Origin of the sequence: Actinomyces glycerinitolerans (assembly GCF_900098745.1) — a bacterium.
GTDB classification, from domain to species: domain Bacteria; phylum Actinomycetota; class Actinomycetes; order Actinomycetales; family Actinomycetaceae; genus Actinomyces; species Actinomyces glycerinitolerans.
This window is the reverse complement of record NZ_FQTT01000010.1, coordinates 25,006-41,757: the sequence shown is the minus strand read 5'-3', so window position 1 is coordinate 41,757 and position 16,752 is coordinate 25,006. Positions and strand designations below refer to the sequence as shown.

Sequence of the window (16,752 nt, the reverse complement as noted above, 5' to 3'; positions counted from 1 at the left end):
TTGTTCCTCATGCCAAATCCGACTCACCAGAACCAGACCAGCGCCACTGCACTGCGGTCACGCCGAGAACCAATAGAAGACATACGAACGCAATTGCCGCCCCATAACCGAAGTCACCCAACCGGAACGAAGTGCGGTACATCAGCATACCGAGCACGTCAGTGCCGCCTGAAGGACCGCCTCCCGTAAGCACGTAGACCAAGTCGAACGATTGGAAAGCCGTGATAAGAGCCTGAATGACTACGAAGAACGTCATCGGCCGCAATAGCGGAATGGTTATATGTTTGATCTTCCTCCACGTCCCGGCTCCGTCTAACGCAGCCGCCTCGTAGCACGAGGCTGGAAGTGTCTGAAGTGCGGTCAGGTACATGATTGCATTGAATCCCAGGTTCTTCCAGACGGTGAGCAATATCAGCGCCGTTAGCGCGCTCCAGCGGTGACCGAGCCAGTCATAGCCGTTCACCCCCAACGATTCCAATATCTTGTTCAAGATTCCCGAGGGATCCAGCACGTACTTCCATATGATCGCCGCGGCGACCGACGACGACACCGTTGGCAGGAAGTAGATCCCGCGATACAAGGCGCGTCCCTTGATAGGAGCGTCCAACAACAGCGCGATCGTCATCCCCGACACCACAGACAGAACTGCCACGCCCGCGGCGTAAACGATTGTCACCAGCAGGGAGTTGATAACGGCCGGGTCATGAATCAGGCGTCTATAGTTCGCGATCCCCGTAAAGATCTGTTGCGTACCGAATCCGCTCCACGATGTCAGGGACAGGTATGCCGCGGATATCATCGGATATATTACGAACACCGCTATGACGACGACCGCCGGCGCCAGGAATGCCGCAGCTACCAGAGATTCGCGCAACTGTCGGGAGTACTGCCGTGACCGGGTCGGGCGCGACGATGACTCTGGCGTTGGAGAGCCGCGGAGAACCGCGCCCTCCCCGATCACAGCTTGCATGTCAGTTCCCTTCACTCAGAGCCTTGTTGACTGCGTCTTCCGCCGACTGCAAGGCTTCGTCGACGCTTAGGGTTCCGTTGAGCGCCTTCTCCACCTCAACAGCGAAGGCGTAGGAGGCTTTCGGGTACAGAGGAGTTGCCGGCCGCGTGTTCGCTGTTTCCATCGCGTCTACGTACGGCTGCAGCAGTGGCTGCGTCTCGGCGACCCACGAGGTGTACTCGTCCGACGTTCCTACATCCTGCCGAACAGGCAACATGCCCGTGGTCTTGCACCACTCCAGAACCTGATCGGTCTCAAGGAACCAGTTCAGGAATGCGATCGCTGCGTCCGCGCCGTCACCTTCGAACACCAGTGCCTGCTCGCCGCCGAGGTTTGTCGCCGCCTTACCATCCTCGGGGTATGGGGCCTGCCCGGACCCGAAGTCGAACGGCGGATCCTCCTGCCAGATCCCTACCATCCACGAACCCTCCTGGGCCGCTGCCGCAGATCCCTTCTCAAACTCACCCCATGACGTAGACGGTGATGGCACCAGACCCTCGTCAATGAGATCCACCCAGAACTGAAGCGCCTTCTTACCTTCTTCGGTGTTGAACGCCGCGGCTGTGTTGTCTTCGTTGAGGAACTGACCTCCGGCCTGCCACAAGTTGACCTGGAAATTCCACGTAAGGCCCTCACCGTTGTCCCCGGCCTGGGTATAGAGCTCATATGGCGGCTTCCCGGTCTTCTCGAGAATGGTCTTGCCGTTCTCCCGAAGTTCTTCCCATGTCTCGGGAGGTGTGGCCGGATCAAGACCCGCCTCTGCGTACAGGTCCTTGTTGTACAGCAATCCGAGGTTGTTCGCCGATACCGGCACCGAACGCAGAGCGTCACCGTCGCTGCCGTAGGCAACGAGGCTCGGGTATATGGCGTCAACGACGTCCTGTGACAGCCCCGTTGAAAGATCCACAGTCTTCCCTGTCGCTGAGATCTGTGGCGCCCACACGAGATCGCCGATAACCATGGTCGGCAACGTATCGGTCTGCGCTGCGGTCTGGATCTTCGTCAGCATGTCCGAGTTGGGGACGTTCACGACAGTCATCTTCGTGCCGGGATGCTCGTCCTGGTACCGCTGGACCGCAGCGTCGAACGCGTCTGCGTTCGTACCATCCCAGTAGTGCCAGATCGTGACCTCGCCGGACGCTTGGGATGCGCCGTCGGCCGACGAGCCGCTGCCTCCAGAGGAACCCGGCGCGCATGCCGCTACCGTGCCCAGAGTCGCGGCCACCGCACTTGCGAAGAGAAACGTGCGTCTGTTCATGTCAACTCCTTAAGGGGTTTCGCCACCATCGACCGATGCTGTGCCCCTCGTCACATGTGCATCGATTTACTATCATACACTACAGGCCCGGCGGTGTCGACCAGGCCACACCAGACAAGGGAGTCTTCAACACGACAACACGAACACGATGGCTTCGCGCGGCAGTCGCGTGCGCTGCATCGAGCGCACTGGCCCTCTCGGGCATCGTCCTCACGCCAGCAGCGGCTGCGGACGGACAACCGCCGGCGGCATCACGGGCAAGCAGATCACAGTAACGTTGCCAGAGCACAGCACCGCGATCTTCGTGGAGGCCGGCACCGTTTCCGATCACACGCCGACACATAATCCCACTACTCTTATACGGGTCCACTATGACGTGGGCTGGGGCAACAGCATCGCTATTAGGGGCAACGCCTATCCCTTCACCTGGAACGCCGGGCGCGGCGCTCACACCGTTAGCGACGACGTGTGGGAGTACAGAACCGAGCGCATCTCCGAGGGGCAGGCGTTCGAAGTCAAGGCACTCATAAACGATGAGACCTGGCAGACCGGCGGCAATGTCACGGTGACAGGAGGCTCGACAATAGATATTTACCCGACCTTCTGAACACCACCATCACTTTGTTTCGACGACCTCAGCGTGGTTCAAGGAAAGCCATTCCTTGAACCACGCTGTTCTCGAAGACCAAGAAGTTACCGTTCATGCAGGATCACGGAGAACCCCAGCGCGAAGGGGAAGCCCGGGCGCAGCAGACACTCGACGACCGGACGGGCCATGTCGGTCAGGCGCTCGAGTTCCAGCCCCTGGCCCACTTGACCGCTCTTGGACAGCAGGCTCTGGTAGGGGATGTCCAGATCCAGCAGGGTCATGTTGTCGGCCCGCTTGGCGTGCGCCCAGGCGCCGTCGTCCATGTCCAACAAGGTACCCAGGTGGAAATGCATGACCTGGCGCGCATCCACCTCGCTGGGCACGGACAGCAGGTGGTGAGCCTCGGGATCGCGGGGGGCGCGCAGCGTGAACAGCAGGATCGCGCCGTCGCGCGCCGCCCGCAGCATGAGGCGACCGATGTGGACGGCGAAGCGGGTGTGGTCAAGGCCGCTCGCCACTCCCATGGCCTCCTGGGCCGGCAGCGCCGGCGACAGGCGGATGGGGGCGCCGTCACCCGGATCGTTGATGGCGCGGCGGCCCGCCGGCGTGGCCGCACGCAACTGCAGTACCGGGCCGTCGTCGGAGTCGGGAGCGGCCGGCAGCAGGGTGGCGGTCTCAACGAGTTCCTGCCAGCCGTTGGGCGTCGCCGTGGGGCCGGGTTCGGTCTGCACGTACCCCAGGCCGAGGATGGAGGCGAAGTCGACGGCATCGGCGGGACGGTGCCAGGTGATGTCGGCGCCGTCGTGCCACAGGGGCAGGATGTCGTTGAACGGCAGCCCGAAGCGCACGTGCTCGGGCGCCGGCGGTGCCACATGACGGCCGTGCGAGCGCTCCCGCGGCCGGGACCGGCCCGGAATGTCGGCGCTGGAAACCGTATCCGGTCGGCGCCCCGGGAAGGGAGTCCAGGGTTCTGACCGCCCGCTCTCCGGGAGTCCCCGTGGCGCGGCCTGGCCCCGCTTGCCCCCGAAGTACTCGCTCATGGGGCCAGCCTAAGACGCCGACGTCGAAAAGGCGCTGTCGCGACGCGACCCCTGCGCGTTCGGCAGAACTGCGTTCACGGGGCGCTTCACCGCGCGGGTCATGCAGGTCATCCAGGCCCTCACCGGCCCTCCCTGACTGGGCCGGCCCTCAATAGTCTTCATTCATAGGCCCTCTGGCCCTGGGCATTCCTACAACACCACCGGAGAGTGATTCCATGTCCCAGCGCGCCCGCATCGTCGCGCTTGTTAGCGCCCTCGCCGTGGTCGTGGCCGCCGTCGTCGGCTATGAGCTGGCAGTAAGGCCCTCGGCGACGACGTCTACATCCGCATCGCGCTCGGCGGCCCCGGCGGCGCCCTCCCAGCGGCCGACCGCCGACGCCGAGAACACCCCGGCGGGCGACAGCTCGATCCTGGTCGTCTACTTCTCCCGCACCGAGGGCGTCTACGGGGGCGACCTGACCGTCGGCAACACGGCCCGCATCGCCCAGATGATTCAGGAGCGCACCGGCGCCGACTCCTACGAGATCGTCCCGCTCGCGGACTACCCGAGTGACTACCAGGAGACCACCGAGGTCGCCCAGGAAGAGCTCGACGCCGACGCCCGCCCCGAGATCCGCGACCCGCTGCCGGACGTGTCCGGCTATGACACGGTGTTCGTCGGCGCCCCCATCTGGTGGGGCGAGTACCCGATGGTGGTGCGCACCTTCCTAGACGCCGTCGACCTGAACGGCAAGACCGTCATCCCCTTCACCACCCACGAGGGCTCCGGCCTGGGCAACACCCAACAGCAGCTTGAGGCCCAGTACCCGCAGGCCACGGTACTCGACGGTCTGGCCGTGCGTGGCAGTCAGGCCGCCGACGCCCAGCCGGATGTGGATGCGTGGCTCGAAAACCTCGGTCTGTGAAGACTCGACCCGTACGCCCGGCTGCCGCGATGACACCGCCGAGGCAGGAGGATGGCGCGCCGAAACGGACGCGGCCGCGCGGTCGGCGGGGACGGCGCGACGCGCTGCGCCCACCGTCCTGGTGGGCCGCCTGGGCGGTCAGCCTGGCGGCGCCGGCGCCGCTCATCCTCCTGCTCAACACGCAGCTGCTGGCGCCCACCCGGGACCTGATCCTGTACGACTGCGGCGTGGCCGCCTACACCTGGTGGCTGGTTTCGGTCGCTCTCAGCACGCGCCCGCGGGCCCTGGATCGGCGCATCGGACTGCCGGCGCTCTACCAGTTGCACGGGGGGCTCGGTGTGCTCGCCCTGCTGCTCGCCTCCGCCCACGTACTCAACCTGTTCACCATGCACCCGATCATCTACTGGTCGGGTCGCGTGGCCTGGTATCTGGCCATCTTCGGCGCCGTATACGCGGCATTGTTCATGAGCGGTTGGCTGGTGGATCGCCTGCCCCTAGCGGCGGCCGTGAAGAGACGGCTCGGGCGTTTCCTCACCCATGAGGCCTCGGTGTGGATCCACCGGCTCAACTTCGTGATGATCGGCCTGGTGGTGCTGCACGTCCACGTCATTCCGCGGGTAAGCGCCGCGACCGGCTTCGTCATCGCCGTCGACCTGTACACCCTCGCCGCACTGGCCGTCTACCTGTGGGGCAAGCTGATCGCCCCGGCGGCGCCGAGCCGACAAGGCACCGTAATCGCCAACACCGCCCTGAACGACACCACCCGCCAGGTAGTGATCGCGCCGGCGGCGGGCGCGACGGCGTACGAGCCCGGCGACTTCTGCTTCGTCACCTTCCACACCCCCGGACTGCCCGCCCAGGCCCACCCCTTCTCGGTCACCTTCGCCCCGGAGTACGCCCGGGCCTCGGCGGCCGCGGGGAGTCCGACGACCGCAAGCCCCGCGCCCCTGGTCCTGACGATCCGGGGGGCGGGCGACTTCACCTCCCAATTGTCGCGGCTGCCGGTCGGCGCAGACGTCGCGCTCGAGGGCCCCTTCGGCCGTTTCAACCGGGTCATCGCCGCCGAGGATCGTCCCCTGGTCCTGCTGGGAATGGGCACCGGCATCGCACCCCTGGTGGGACTCGCCCAGGCCTACGCCGCCTCCCGGCGGGTGATGGTGCTGCACTCCGTCTCCCGCCCGGAGGACCTGTACTACGACGACGTGCTTAGCTCCCTGGCCCGACACAACCCCACCTTCCGCTACAACCATCACAGGCATCGCTACACGCGTGCCGATCTCGCCGCGCTCCTGGACGCCGATCTGCTCGCCCACGGGCGCTTCGTCGTCGTCGGCCCCGCACCGGCGGTACTGGCGATGCGGCACACGCTCCGGGCGTTGGGAGTGCCCGCCCGACACCTGCTCGACGAGCGGTTGACCATGTGACACCGGGAGCAGCGCATCTCGGATCGCGCGGCCGCGCACCGCGCGGGGCATGCACCCCGTGGGTGTCGAGGCCCCTCCCATCGGCTTCATGAGCAAGGTCATCACTGGCCGTTCCGTCGGCTAGCAGTGGTCCAGCACGAATCAGGGGCGATCACGGATACCGAACTACCTACGTTGTATACGTTGTTTACGTTGTAAACACTGCATACGATGTAGGCATGTCTTCGACACTCGGCAGCCCGATCTCCGTCAGGCTCCCTAAAGACCTACGTGACCGCGTAGCCGCCCTGGCCCGCACGACGCGCAGGAGCCAGGGCGATATCGTGCGTGAGGTTCTCGAACGCGATCTCGCCGCGTTGGAATGGGAACAGCGCATCTCGGATCGCGCGGCCGCGCACCGCGCCGGGAGGGCAACCGCCATTTCCGCCGAGGAAGTCGATCAACAACTGGGGCTTGAGGGCGACCCCGCCGCTGACGCCATCGACACGATCTCATGACGAACTGGCGGCTCGAGTACGATCCCGACGTCGTCCGCTGGCTGCGGAAAACGGACCCACAGGTGGCGCGCCGTATCCGCGATGCCCTCACGGCGGTGGTACGCACCGGAGATCCACGCATCCGCGGCAAGGCGTTAACCGGGCGGCTGGCAGGACTGTGGCGGTATCGAATAGGCGATTACCGCGTGATCTGCGACATCCAGGACTCCCGGCTGGTGGTGCTTGCGCTTGATGTCGGCAACCGCGACCACGTCTATGACCGAGGCTGATTCTCCATCCCCAGCGCAATGACGACGTCGGACTCCGCTTCCTCTTCGTCGGGCGCAGCGGCTGGCCGACGCCGAAACTACGTTCGCTTTCGCCACGTGACTTCTTTGGAGCATCGGTGTGAGCACGGTGCTTTAGGGGCTCTTCCGATTGTTGGGTGTGGCTGGTGTGTGCCCGGACGCCCCGCCGTGGGACGGAATGATGCTCCGAATTCGGCACAAAGGCCGTCACCGGCGAGGGCTAGGTCGTGTTGTGTAAGTCGTTTGTGCCGGTGGGGCGGTGTTGGCGATGTGGGTGGTGTCTGGTTCTGGTAGCGGATGGTGAGTTCGTCGTATCTGGTGGCTACGGCGCCCCAGCTTGAGTGGGCTGTGTGCACCCGTCGAAGGGGGCGAGTGGGTCTTGCACCGCCCCGGTTGGACCGCCCACGCCCCGTTGGACCGCCCACGCCCCGTTGGACCGCTGTAACCGGCGGCTACGGCGGTCCAACGGGGGAACAGGGGTCCAACGGGGGAACAGCGGTCCAACGGGGGAACAGCGGTCCAACCGGGGAACAGCGGTCCAACCGGGGAACAGGGGTCCAACGGGGGAACAGCGGTCCAACTGACCGGCTCAACAGCCACACACCGCCACCCAAGCACTTACACAATAGGACCTAGGGCCGATTTGGAAACCAAGCGCGTCTGGGGCGGTCCAAGTGCAGCCCGGCGGTCCAAGCAGGCGAAGTGGGGCCGGAGCCGGACGTCAGCGAGCGGGCGGGGCGGTGGAGCCGCGCACAACCAGCTCAGTGGGGATGACGATGCGCCTGCTGCCGTCCTGCACGCCGGAGGCCACCTGCTCGAGGACCAGGTTGACCATCTCCACGCCCGCCCGGTGGAAGTCCTGGCGAATGGTGGTCAGCGGTGGGAAGCAGTACTCGCCCAGCTCCAGCCCGTCGAAGCCGACCACGGACACGTCCTCGGGCACGCGCCGCCCCTGCTCATGGAGGGAGCGGATCAGGCCGATGGCCACCTCGTCGTTGGCGCAGAACACGGCCGTCACCTCCGGGTCGGCGGCCAGCTTCCGCCCGGCGGCATAGCCCGCGGCGGCGTCCCAGTCACCGGAGATGGCCTCGGGCACCTCCCGGCCGGCCTCCTCCAAGCAGGACGCCCAGGCGGCCGATCGGATCAGCGCCGACTGCGAGTCGGCCGGCCCGGTGATGTGATGGACGGTGCGGTGCCCGAGCTGGAGCAGGTGTCCCACCGCGGCGCGCACACCCCCGACCTGATCGGCCGACGCCGACGGGTAATAGCCCACGAGTGCCGAGTCGGATACGGCCACCGGCATACCGGCGGGCAGCGCCAGGTGCTCACGGCCCGCCCGCCCCGCCTGGACGACGACGAGCCCGTCCACCGCCTGCGCGGCCAACCGGTGGACGGCCGCCCCCATGTCCTCGGACTGGGGGCGGTCCACCTGCACCATCGACACGGTGTATCCGGCTTCCCAGGCGGCTTGTAACACGCCATTAGTGGTCTGAGCCTCGCCGGTGCGCAGGATCTGCTGGGTGAGCACACCGATGGCCTTGAAGGATCCGCTGCGCAGGGCCTGGGCGGCACGGTTGGGCGCGTAGCCGAGCTGCTGCATGGCATGCAGCACCCGCTCCCGGGTGTCCGGGCGCACGTTCGTGGCGCCGGCCGAGACACGGGACACGGTCTGGGAGGAGACGCCGGCCAGGCGGGCAACGTCGGCGACCGACGGTGCACCTCGATCGCGTTTTCTCCCAGCCACCTTCGTGAGCCTAGCAGCCCGTCCGGGCGCAAGCGGCAGCCCAATCCACGCCCACGGCAGTGATAACGTCATCATAGCAGATGTACGCCTCCTCAATGACACCTTCGAGTTACCCCACCAATTACTGAACTAACTCGCACCTTCTCAAGCCGTACCCCCTTATGTTAACGTCGACATGTGTGGGGCGCCAGAGCCCCGCCGCCCAGGCACTTCGCGCCGGCGCCACCGGCGTCGTCCGGCCCCGAACCCAGGCGGACCCGCCCGGTCCGCTACCGCACACAGGAGAGTCAACGATGATCCTTCCCGGGCACCACGAGGACCTCACCGTCCTGCACGAGGGCACCCTCCCCCACCGCGCCTACTACGTCCCCGCCTCCGCGCCCACCCACGGTGCGCCCTGGCAGCGAGAGACCTCAGACCGCTTTCAGCTGCTCAACGGCGACTGGGCCTTCGCCTACTACCCGGGCCCATACGCCGTACCCGAGGACTTCTGGGCGCCAGCGGCCCCCACCACCGACCTGGCTCGCATCCCGGTCCCCTCCAGCTGGCAGCACCAGGGATACGACCACCACCAGTACACGAACTACCGCTACCCCATCCCCCTGGACCCGCCCTATGTTCCGCAGGACAACCCCTGCGGCACCTACCTGCTCGACTTCGAGCACGCCGCCCCGGCCGCGGCGCCGTGCACCCACCTGGTGTTCGAGGGCGTCGACTCCTGCTTCTACGTGTGGCTCAACGGCCGCTATCTCGGCTACAGCCAGGTCTCCCACGCCACCAGCGAGTTCGACGTCACCGACTTCCTGATCCCGGGCACCAACCGGCTGGCCGTGCTCGTGCTCAAGTGGTGCGACGGCACCTACCTGGAGGATCAGGACAAGTTCCGCACCTCCGGCATCTTCCGGGACGTCTACCTGTTGGACCGCCCACAGGACTGCCTGTTCGACTACGCCATCACCACCGCACTCGACGACGCCGCCACCGTCACCGTCCGCGCCGGCTTCCGCGGCCAGGCGGTCCCCACCCGCCTGGAGCTGCGCGACGCCGCGGGCGCCGTCGTCGCCGACGGCGAGCTGGAACCCGCCGACACCGGCTCCCCGTACACCCACGCCACCGCCCTGCGCGTCGCCTCCCCGCACCTGTGGTGCGCGGAGGACCCCTACCTGTACACGCTGCACCTGACCACCCCCGGGGAGGTCATCACCGAGCAGGTCGGCCTGCGCGAGGTCACCACCGCGGGCGCCGTCCTGTACGTCAACGGCGCCCCGGCCACCCTGCGCGGCGTGAACCGGCACGAGTCCGATCCGGTCACCGGGCCGACGATCGACGTAGAGCACATGCTGCGCGACCTGCGCCTGATGAAGCACCACAACATCAATGCGGTGCGCACGGCCCACTATCCCAACGATCCGCGCTTCTACCAACTGTGCGACGCCTATGGGTTCTTCGTCATGTCCGAGGCGGACGTCGAGTCCCACGGCACCCAGGTGCGGGTGCTGGCCGACTCCTCCTGGGACAGCCAGGTGGAGCATTGGAACGAGCCCATCGCCGACAACCCCGAGTGGACCGAGCCCACCCTGGACCGGGTGCGCGCCATGGTCGAGCGGGAGAAGAACCGGCCCAGCGTCATCTCCTGGTCGGCCGGCAACGAGTGCGCCTACGGCTGCACCTTCGAGGCGGCGCTGGCCTGGATCAAGGCCGCCGACCCCACCCGGGTGACTCACTACGAGAGCGCCTTCTACCGCGACTCCAAGCGCGCCTACGACTACTCCGGCATCGACCTGTACGGGCGCATGTACCCGGGGCTGGACGAGGTGCACGCCTACCTGGACGCCGATCCGGACAAGCCCTTCCTGCTGGTGGAGTACTGCCACGCCATGGGCAACGGCCCCGGCGACCTGGAGGAGTACTGGGAGCTGATCCTCGCCGAGCCGCGCATGTGCGGCGGCTTCGTGTGGGAGTGGTGCGACCACGCCATCCGTGCCGGGACCGCCGACGACGGTCGCCCCGTCTACCTGTACGGCGGGGACAGCGGGGAGCTACTGCACGACGGGAACTTCTGCGTGGACGGTCTGGTGTCCCCCGACCGCGTCCCCCACACCGGCCTGCTGGAGCTGAAGAACGTGCAGCGGCCCGCGCGCGTGCTCGCCTTCGACGCCGACGCCGGCACCCTCACGCTGCGCAACGACCTGGACGCCACCGACCTGGCCGACTACCTGGAGGTCCGCTACGAGGTTCGGCGCGACGGCGTCGTCGTCGACTCGGGTGAGCTGGTGCTGCCGGATTCGGTACCGCCGCACACCGCCGTCACCATCCCCTGCGCCGCGAGGGTGCCCGAGTCCGGCCGCTGCCACCTACTGGTCTCCTACCGGCTCAAGGCCGCGGCGCCGCTGCTGGAGGCCGGGCACGAGCTGGGCTTTGACGAGGTGCCGCTGCCCAACGCCCACCCGCGCCACCACGTACTGGACCGGCTGGCCGCACTGGCCGGTGCGCCGTCGTCGGACACGACGGCGGCCACGCCCACGGTCACGACGGCGGGCCCGACCGGGCTGGTGGTGGCCGGGGAGTCCTTCAACTATGAGTTCGACACCCGCACCGGCCTGCTCAGCCGGCTCGTCGTCGGCGGCCGCAGCCTGCTGACCCGCCCCATGGAGATCAACACCTGGCGGGCCCCCACGGACAACGACGCCGAGGTGCGCAAGGACTGGGAGACCGCCCAATACCACCGCACCACCACCCGCGCCTACCGGGTGGAGGCCGAGGAGCGCGCGGACGCCGTCGTCGTGCACACGGAGCTGTCGGTCGGGGCGCCCGCGGTGCAGCCGGTGCTGCGGGCGGCGGGCACGTGGACCATCACCCCCTCCGGGCTGATCGAGCTGGACGCGCGGGTCATGCTCGACCCGGACTTCCCGCCGCTGCCGCGCCTGGGCCTGCGCCTGTTCCTGCCGCCGTCCATGACTGCTGTCGCCTACCACGGGCTCGGCCCGCACGAGAGCTACGTGGACAAGCACCGCGCCGGCTACCACGGCACCTTCCGCAGCGACGTCGACGCCCTACACGTGCCCTACCTGCGTCCGCAGGAGGGCGGCTCCCACGCCGACTGCGATTACGTCACCGTCAGCGACGACGTCGCCTCCCTGACCGCGGCCGGTTTCGGACCACTGTCCTTCAACGCCTCCCGGTACACCCAGGAGGAGCTCACCCGCGCCCGCCACGACGTCGAGCTGCGGCCGTGCGGCGCCACGGTGCTGTGCCTGGACCGGGCCATGGCCGGGATCGGCTCCGCCTCCTGCGGCCCCGCCCTGCGGGACATCTACCGGGTGGTCCCGGGGCACCTGACCGACCTGGGCATTCGTCTCTTCCTCCTCCCATCCATCACCCCCGCCCGCGGCGATTCCGTACTCGCGGGCTCGACTCACAGCGAGGTCAACTGATGCAAGAGAAGAAGTACCTCAAGTGGTACAACAAGGTCGGATACGGCTCCGGTGACGTGGCCGGGAACGTGGTGTACGCGCTGCTGTCCGCGTTCGTCATGATCTACCTGACCGACACGGTCGGGCTGAACTCCGGCGTGATCGGCACGCTCATGATGCTGTCGAAGTTCTTCGACGGCTTCTCCGACATCCTCTTCGGCACCCTGCTGGACCGCACCCGCACCCGTATGGGCAAGGCCCGCCCCTGGATGCTGTGGGGCTTCGTGGGCTGTGCGGCGATGATCATCGCCGTCTTCGCCATTCCCCCCAGCCTGGGCGAGACCGCCCAGTACGCCTGGTTCTTCATCGCCTACACGCTGCTGAACTCGGTGTTCTACACGGCCAACAACATCGCCTACTCCTCGCTGACCGCGCTGATCACCAAGAACAGCGCCGAGCGGGTGCAGATGGGCTCCATCCGCTTCATGTTCGCCTTCGGCACCAGCCTGCTGATCCAGACCTTCACCGTCAAGGGCGTGGAGCTGCTGGGTGGAGGCGCCGAGGGCTGGCGGACGATCGCCATCATCTACGCGCTCATCGGCCTGGCCGTGAACACCCTGTCGGTGATGTCCGTGCGGGAGCTGTCCCCCGAGGAGCTCGCCGACCGCTCCGACATGCCCACCGAGGACGCCCGCCGCGCCGCGGCCGCCGACGCCGCAGCGTCAGGCGGGGCCGACGAGAAGCTCCCGTTCAAGGAGTCCATGCAGCTGCTGCTGGCCAACAAGTACTACCTGATCATCCTGGTGGTGTTCCTGATGACCCAGATCTTCACCGCCACGCTGAACATGGGCATCTACTTCATGACCTACATCCTGGGCAACGCGAACCTGTTGGGTGTGTTCGCCTGGGCCATCAACATCCCGCTGATCGCGGGCCTGCTGGCCACCCCCTGGGTGGTGTCCCGGGTGGGCGGCATGTACCGGGTGAACATCGTCGGCTACATCATCGCGGTCCTCGGGCGGCTGGGGGTGGTCGCAGCGGCCTACGCGGGCAGCCTGCCACTGATGCTGATCTGCTCCGGGATCGCCTCCATCGGAATGAGCCCACTGCAGGGCACGGTCAACGCGCTGATCGCGGAGGCCTCCGAGCACACCCTCCTGCGCTCGGGCAAGCGGATCGATGGACTGATGTTCTCCTGCACCTCGCTGGGGGTGAAGATCGGCGGCGGTCTCGGCACAGCGCTCGCGGGCTGGCTGCTGGCCGCGAGCGGTTACATCGCCAACGCGCCGGTCCAGCCCGACTCGGCGATCAACATGCTGTACTTCATGTACCTGTGGATCCCGGCGATCGTCAACGGCATCATCCTGTTCCTGCTCTCGCGGCTGGACGTGGAGCGCGCCAACGATCGTTTGCGGGAGGGCAGCGAGGTCCGGGCAAAGGCCGCGGCGGAGCCGGCATAGGGGTAGCCGCCGTCGTCGTGCCACTCAGCCTGCGATTTACGACCCCGGGGTGCGTTTCACGACCACCCCGGGGTCGTATTTCGTACCCCAAGGTCGTAAAGCGCATGAGTCGGGCCGCAAAGTGCATGGCGCCGCGCCGGTTCACGGCACTGCTCCCGCACCAACGTGCCGTCACCCAGCGCGCCTCGCCACGGTTTCGCATCGGGCCGATAACATTTGGGTCATGTTCAACTCGGCGCTCTCCCGGCAGCAAGACCTCGAGCTCCGCTACCGATCGGCAGTAGTGCGCGACTTGCTGGCCACCGGAGTACGCGTAGCGCGCAGTGGCGGCCTGTCGGAGGTCAACCGCGATTCGGTGACCACCACACTCGCGGTCGGGCTCGGCCGCCTGTACGAGATCGTCCTGGGCCTGCGCAATCTGAACCTGTACGGGCGGTGGGCGCCGCAACCGGGTGATACCGGCAGTACCTACCCGGAGACCCGCCTCGATCTGTTGTCCATGCACGACGCGGTCTTCGACTTCCTCAGCCTGGCTCCCCACGGACTCACGCGCGCCGCCGGGCGCGGACTGAGTCGGATCAACACCGATCCAGCCGTGCCGCGACTCGTGTCCGCCCTGGGCGCCTACTGGGAGCCCACGCAGGGGGGCAGGGCGAGCAGCCAGAGCACGACGGGCGCGTGGAACGGCATCGAGGACGCCGTGCGACAGACCCCGGAGGAGCACGCACCAGATCTTCTCGGTGGTCCCAACGGTGAGCCCGCCGAGTATCTGGCTTGGCGGCGTGCGGCGCGCGCCTCCCGGGACTCCGAGCAATCCTCCGCAAGCGAGCAGCTGGCTGACGCGGTGGAGGCCATCTGGTTCACGCTGGGCGCTTGCGGGCGCGACGGCGCGCTCGGACATCCGGGGGAGATCTTCGCCGCCGAGGTACTACCCGACCGCACCGTGTCGGCTGCGGCCTAGACGACGTCGCACGGCAGCCCGGCACTCCCGGCGCGCGGTGCCGGGCGCGGCAAGCCGTCGGGGTCGGCAGGGGCGGAGTCCCGGCGGACCGACTCAAACGCGGCACCACGCCGCCGCGCCGCCGGTGCCGCGCCGACCACTATTGCCCGCAATCGACTCTTTTTATGAGAACCGTTCTCGCATACAATTGTTTATGCCCGAGCTGGCCCAGCCGCCAACGCCGCGACAACGTCGTCCCGAGCACTCGCACAATCCAGCCAGGAGGCACATCATGCCCACCCAATCGCGCCCCGACCACCGCACCCAGATGGACCGGATCCGGCACGGCGCCGGCTTCATTGCCGCCCTCGACCAGTCCGGCGGCTCCACCCCGCGCGCATTGAAGGCATACGGCATCGAACCCGACGCGTGGAGCAGCGAGGAGGAGATGTTCGATCTGGTCCACGCCATGCGCACCCGCGTCATGACCAGCCCCGCCTTCACCTCCGAGCGGATCCTCGCCGCCATCCTGTTCGAGCGCACCCTCGACTCCGAGGTCGAGGGCCGCCCCACCGCCGACTACCTGTGGGATGTCAAGGGCATCGTTCCCTTCCTGAAGGTGGACAAGGGCCTGGCCGAGGAGGCTCACGGCGCCCGCGTCATGAAGCCCATCCCGGGCCTGGACGACACCCTGGCCAAGGCCGTGGACAAGCATGTCTTCGGCACGAAGATGCGCTCGGTCATCCTGCACGCCGACACGCAGGGCGTCGCCGCCGTCGTCGATCAGCAGTTCGAGATCGCGGAGAAGATCCTCGACGCCGGGCTCACCCCCATCATCGAGCCCGAGGTGGACATCCACGCGCCGGACAAGACCGGCATCGAGCTGCTCCTGCTCGCCTCGCTCAACGCCCACCTGGACGATCTGCCTGAAGGCCGCGATGTGGTGCTCAAGCTGACCATCCCCTCGGTGACCGACTTCTACCACGCACTCATGCGCCACCCGCGCGTCGCCCGTGTGGCCGCCCTGTCCGGCGGTTACACCCGCGCCGAGGCCGTCCGGCGCCTGGCCCGCAACCGCGGCCTGATCGCCAGCTTCTCCCGCGCCCTGCTGGAGGGGCTGGACGTCTCGCAGACCCAGGCGGAGTTCGACGCCGCTCTGGAGGCCTCGATCGCCGAGGTGTACCGAGCCTCGACCACCTGAGCGCGACCGCGTGGAATGCTGGGCGGGTGAGTATCCGACCCGTATTCCGCAAGCAGGACGATCTGCCCGGTGCCACCCGTCTAGAGGCGCAGGGACTGGCCTGGCTCGGCCAGGCCATGGCCGACGGCGGCGCGTGCGTGGTGCCCGCGCGCGTCGGCGACGGCTGGCTGGAGGAGCCGCGGCTCACCGATTCTCGGGTGACACCGGCGGCGGCCGAGGCCTTCGGGCGGGCTCTGGCCGTCACCCACGCCGCCGGGGCGCCGGCCTTCGGGTGCGCCCCGCCCGGCTGGGACGGGCGCACCCAGATGGGGCGCAGCAACATCCGTCTGCGCCCGCACACGGCCGAGTCCGGCACGCCGCGCCGCTGGGGTGAGTTCTACGCTGCGGACCGCATCGCCCCCTACATCCGGCCGGGTCGGGATGCGGGCACGCTCTCCGCCGCCGATGCCGCCCTGCTGGAGCGGGTCTGCGCACGCCTGGCCGACGGCGACTTCGACTCCGCCCAGCCCCGCCTCATCCGCCACGCCGCCGCCGAGCGGGGCGACGCCGTCGCCGTGGCGCGTACGCACGGCGACCTGTGGACCGGCAACGTCTTGTGGGTGCCGACGGCGGAAGTGGCCGACTGGGCGCCCGCCGGCGCGGACCGCGGGGCGGGCGGAACCGTGGGCGTGCTGATCGACCCGCTCGCCCAGGGTGCGCACGCGGAGACCGACCTGGCGGCCTTGGGCGTGTTCGGGCAGCCGTATCTGGAGCGGATCGTGGCCGGCTACAACGAGGTCTCACCGCTGGCGGATGGCTGGCGCGAGCGTGTGGGGCTGCACCAGTTGCACCTGCTGATGATTCACGTGTTCCTGTTCGGGGGCGGCTACGGGCCCCAGGCGGTGGCACTCGCCCGCCGCTACGCCTGACCCGACGCCGGGCGTCGGCGCAAGCGCTGACGCCCAGTCGTCGCGGCTCTGGGCACCCCGCCGCAGGCTCGTGAGCG

At 67.7% G+C, this 16,752-nt stretch carries 14 protein-coding genes; 10 read left to right on the top strand and 4 right to left on the bottom strand.

What is annotated here, in order from left to right; genetic code table 11:
- Positions 1-7: 7 nt before the first annotated feature.
- Both ACGLYG10_RS06745 and ACGLYG10_RS06740 read right to left on the bottom strand, forming a co-directional pair.
- Entirely contained in the window at positions 8-970 is a 963-nt protein-coding gene (locus tag ACGLYG10_RS06745; protein ID WP_083565703.1) for a carbohydrate ABC transporter permease, read from the bottom strand.
- A gap of 1 nt (position 971) precedes the next feature.
- Entirely contained in the window at positions 972-2,267 is a 1,296-nt protein-coding gene (locus tag ACGLYG10_RS06740) for an ABC transporter substrate-binding protein (protein ID WP_073329486.1), read from the bottom strand.
- A 148-nt stretch (positions 2,268-2,415) separates the two neighbouring features.
- Between ACGLYG10_RS06740 and ACGLYG10_RS15860 the strand changes: the two genes are divergently transcribed.
- A complete protein-coding gene (locus tag ACGLYG10_RS15860) occupies positions 2,416-2,874 on the top strand; it encodes a hypothetical protein (protein ID WP_139240883.1) in 459 nt (152 codons plus the stop codon).
- 86 nt (positions 2,875-2,960) lie between these two features.
- Here the strand turns inward: ACGLYG10_RS15860 and ACGLYG10_RS06730 are convergent, their stop codons facing one another.
- The gene (locus ACGLYG10_RS06730) at positions 2,961-3,896 is read right to left on the bottom strand and encodes a hypothetical protein (RefSeq protein ID WP_073329481.1); all 936 of its coding nucleotides are present in this window, start codon (positions 3,894-3,896) and stop codon (positions 2,961-2,963) included.
- A 215-nt stretch (positions 3,897-4,111) separates the two neighbouring features.
- Between ACGLYG10_RS06730 and ACGLYG10_RS06725 the strand changes: the two genes are divergently transcribed.
- The 4 genes from ACGLYG10_RS06725 (at position 4,112) to ACGLYG10_RS06710 (ending at position 6,991) form a co-directional block, all read left to right on the top strand.
- Entirely contained in the window at positions 4,112-4,801 is a 690-nt protein-coding gene (locus ACGLYG10_RS06725) for a flavodoxin (RefSeq protein ID WP_073329478.1), read from the top strand.
- A gap of 29 nt (positions 4,802-4,830) precedes the next feature.
- Positions 4,831-6,225 carry a ferric reductase-like transmembrane domain-containing protein gene (locus tag ACGLYG10_RS06720; RefSeq protein WP_083565701.1) on the top strand — a complete coding sequence of 465 codons (1,395 nt, stop codon included), beginning with the start codon at positions 4,831-4,833 and terminating at the stop codon, positions 6,223-6,225.
- 218 nt (positions 6,226-6,443) lie between these two features.
- Positions 6,444-6,722: a type II toxin-antitoxin system RelB family antitoxin gene (relB, locus tag ACGLYG10_RS06715; RefSeq protein ID WP_073329473.1), complete on the top strand. Its 279-nt coding sequence runs from the start codon at positions 6,444-6,446 to the stop codon at positions 6,720-6,722.
- The gene (locus ACGLYG10_RS06710; protein ID WP_073329468.1) at positions 6,719-6,991 is read left to right on the top strand and encodes a type II toxin-antitoxin system RelE family toxin; all 273 of its coding nucleotides are present in this window, start codon (positions 6,719-6,721) and stop codon (positions 6,989-6,991) included. The genes relB and ACGLYG10_RS06710 overlap by 4 nt, the downstream gene beginning before the upstream one ends.
- A 739-nt stretch (positions 6,992-7,730) precedes the next feature.
- Here the strand turns inward: ACGLYG10_RS06710 and ACGLYG10_RS06705 are convergent.
- Positions 7,731-8,753: a LacI family DNA-binding transcriptional regulator gene (locus tag ACGLYG10_RS06705; protein ID WP_073329463.1), complete on the bottom strand. Its 1,023-nt coding sequence runs from the start codon at positions 8,751-8,753 to the stop codon at positions 7,731-7,733.
- 293 nt (positions 8,754-9,046) lie between these two features.
- Here ACGLYG10_RS06705 and ACGLYG10_RS06700 point away from each other — a divergent pair, with 293 nt between their 5' ends.
- The 5 genes from ACGLYG10_RS06700 to ACGLYG10_RS06680 all read left to right on the top strand — a co-directional run bounded on the left by ACGLYG10_RS06700 (position 9,047) and on the right by ACGLYG10_RS06680 (position 16,675).
- Positions 9,047-12,187: a glycoside hydrolase family 2 TIM barrel-domain containing protein gene (locus ACGLYG10_RS06700; RefSeq protein ID WP_073329457.1), complete on the top strand. Its 3,141-nt coding sequence runs from the start codon at positions 9,047-9,049 to the stop codon at positions 12,185-12,187.
- A complete protein-coding gene (locus ACGLYG10_RS06695) occupies positions 12,187-13,626 on the top strand; it encodes an MFS transporter (protein WP_073329452.1) in 1,440 nt (479 codons plus the stop codon). The genes ACGLYG10_RS06700 and ACGLYG10_RS06695 overlap by 1 nt, the downstream gene beginning before the upstream one ends.
- A 223-nt stretch (positions 13,627-13,849) precedes the next feature.
- Positions 13,850-14,587, top strand: coding sequence for a hypothetical protein (locus ACGLYG10_RS06690; protein ID WP_073329447.1), 738 nt, complete (start codon positions 13,850-13,852; stop codon positions 14,585-14,587).
- Positions 14,588-14,858: 271 nt separating this feature from the next.
- Complete coding sequence (locus tag ACGLYG10_RS06685) at positions 14,859-15,767, top strand: fructose bisphosphate aldolase (protein ID WP_073329444.1); 909 nt, start codon at positions 14,859-14,861, stop codon at positions 15,765-15,767.
- A 26-nt stretch (positions 15,768-15,793) separates the two neighbouring features.
- Positions 15,794-16,675: a fructosamine kinase family protein gene (locus ACGLYG10_RS06680; RefSeq protein WP_073329439.1), complete on the top strand. Its 882-nt coding sequence runs from the start codon at positions 15,794-15,796 to the stop codon at positions 16,673-16,675.
- Positions 16,676-16,752 lie beyond the last annotated feature (77 nt).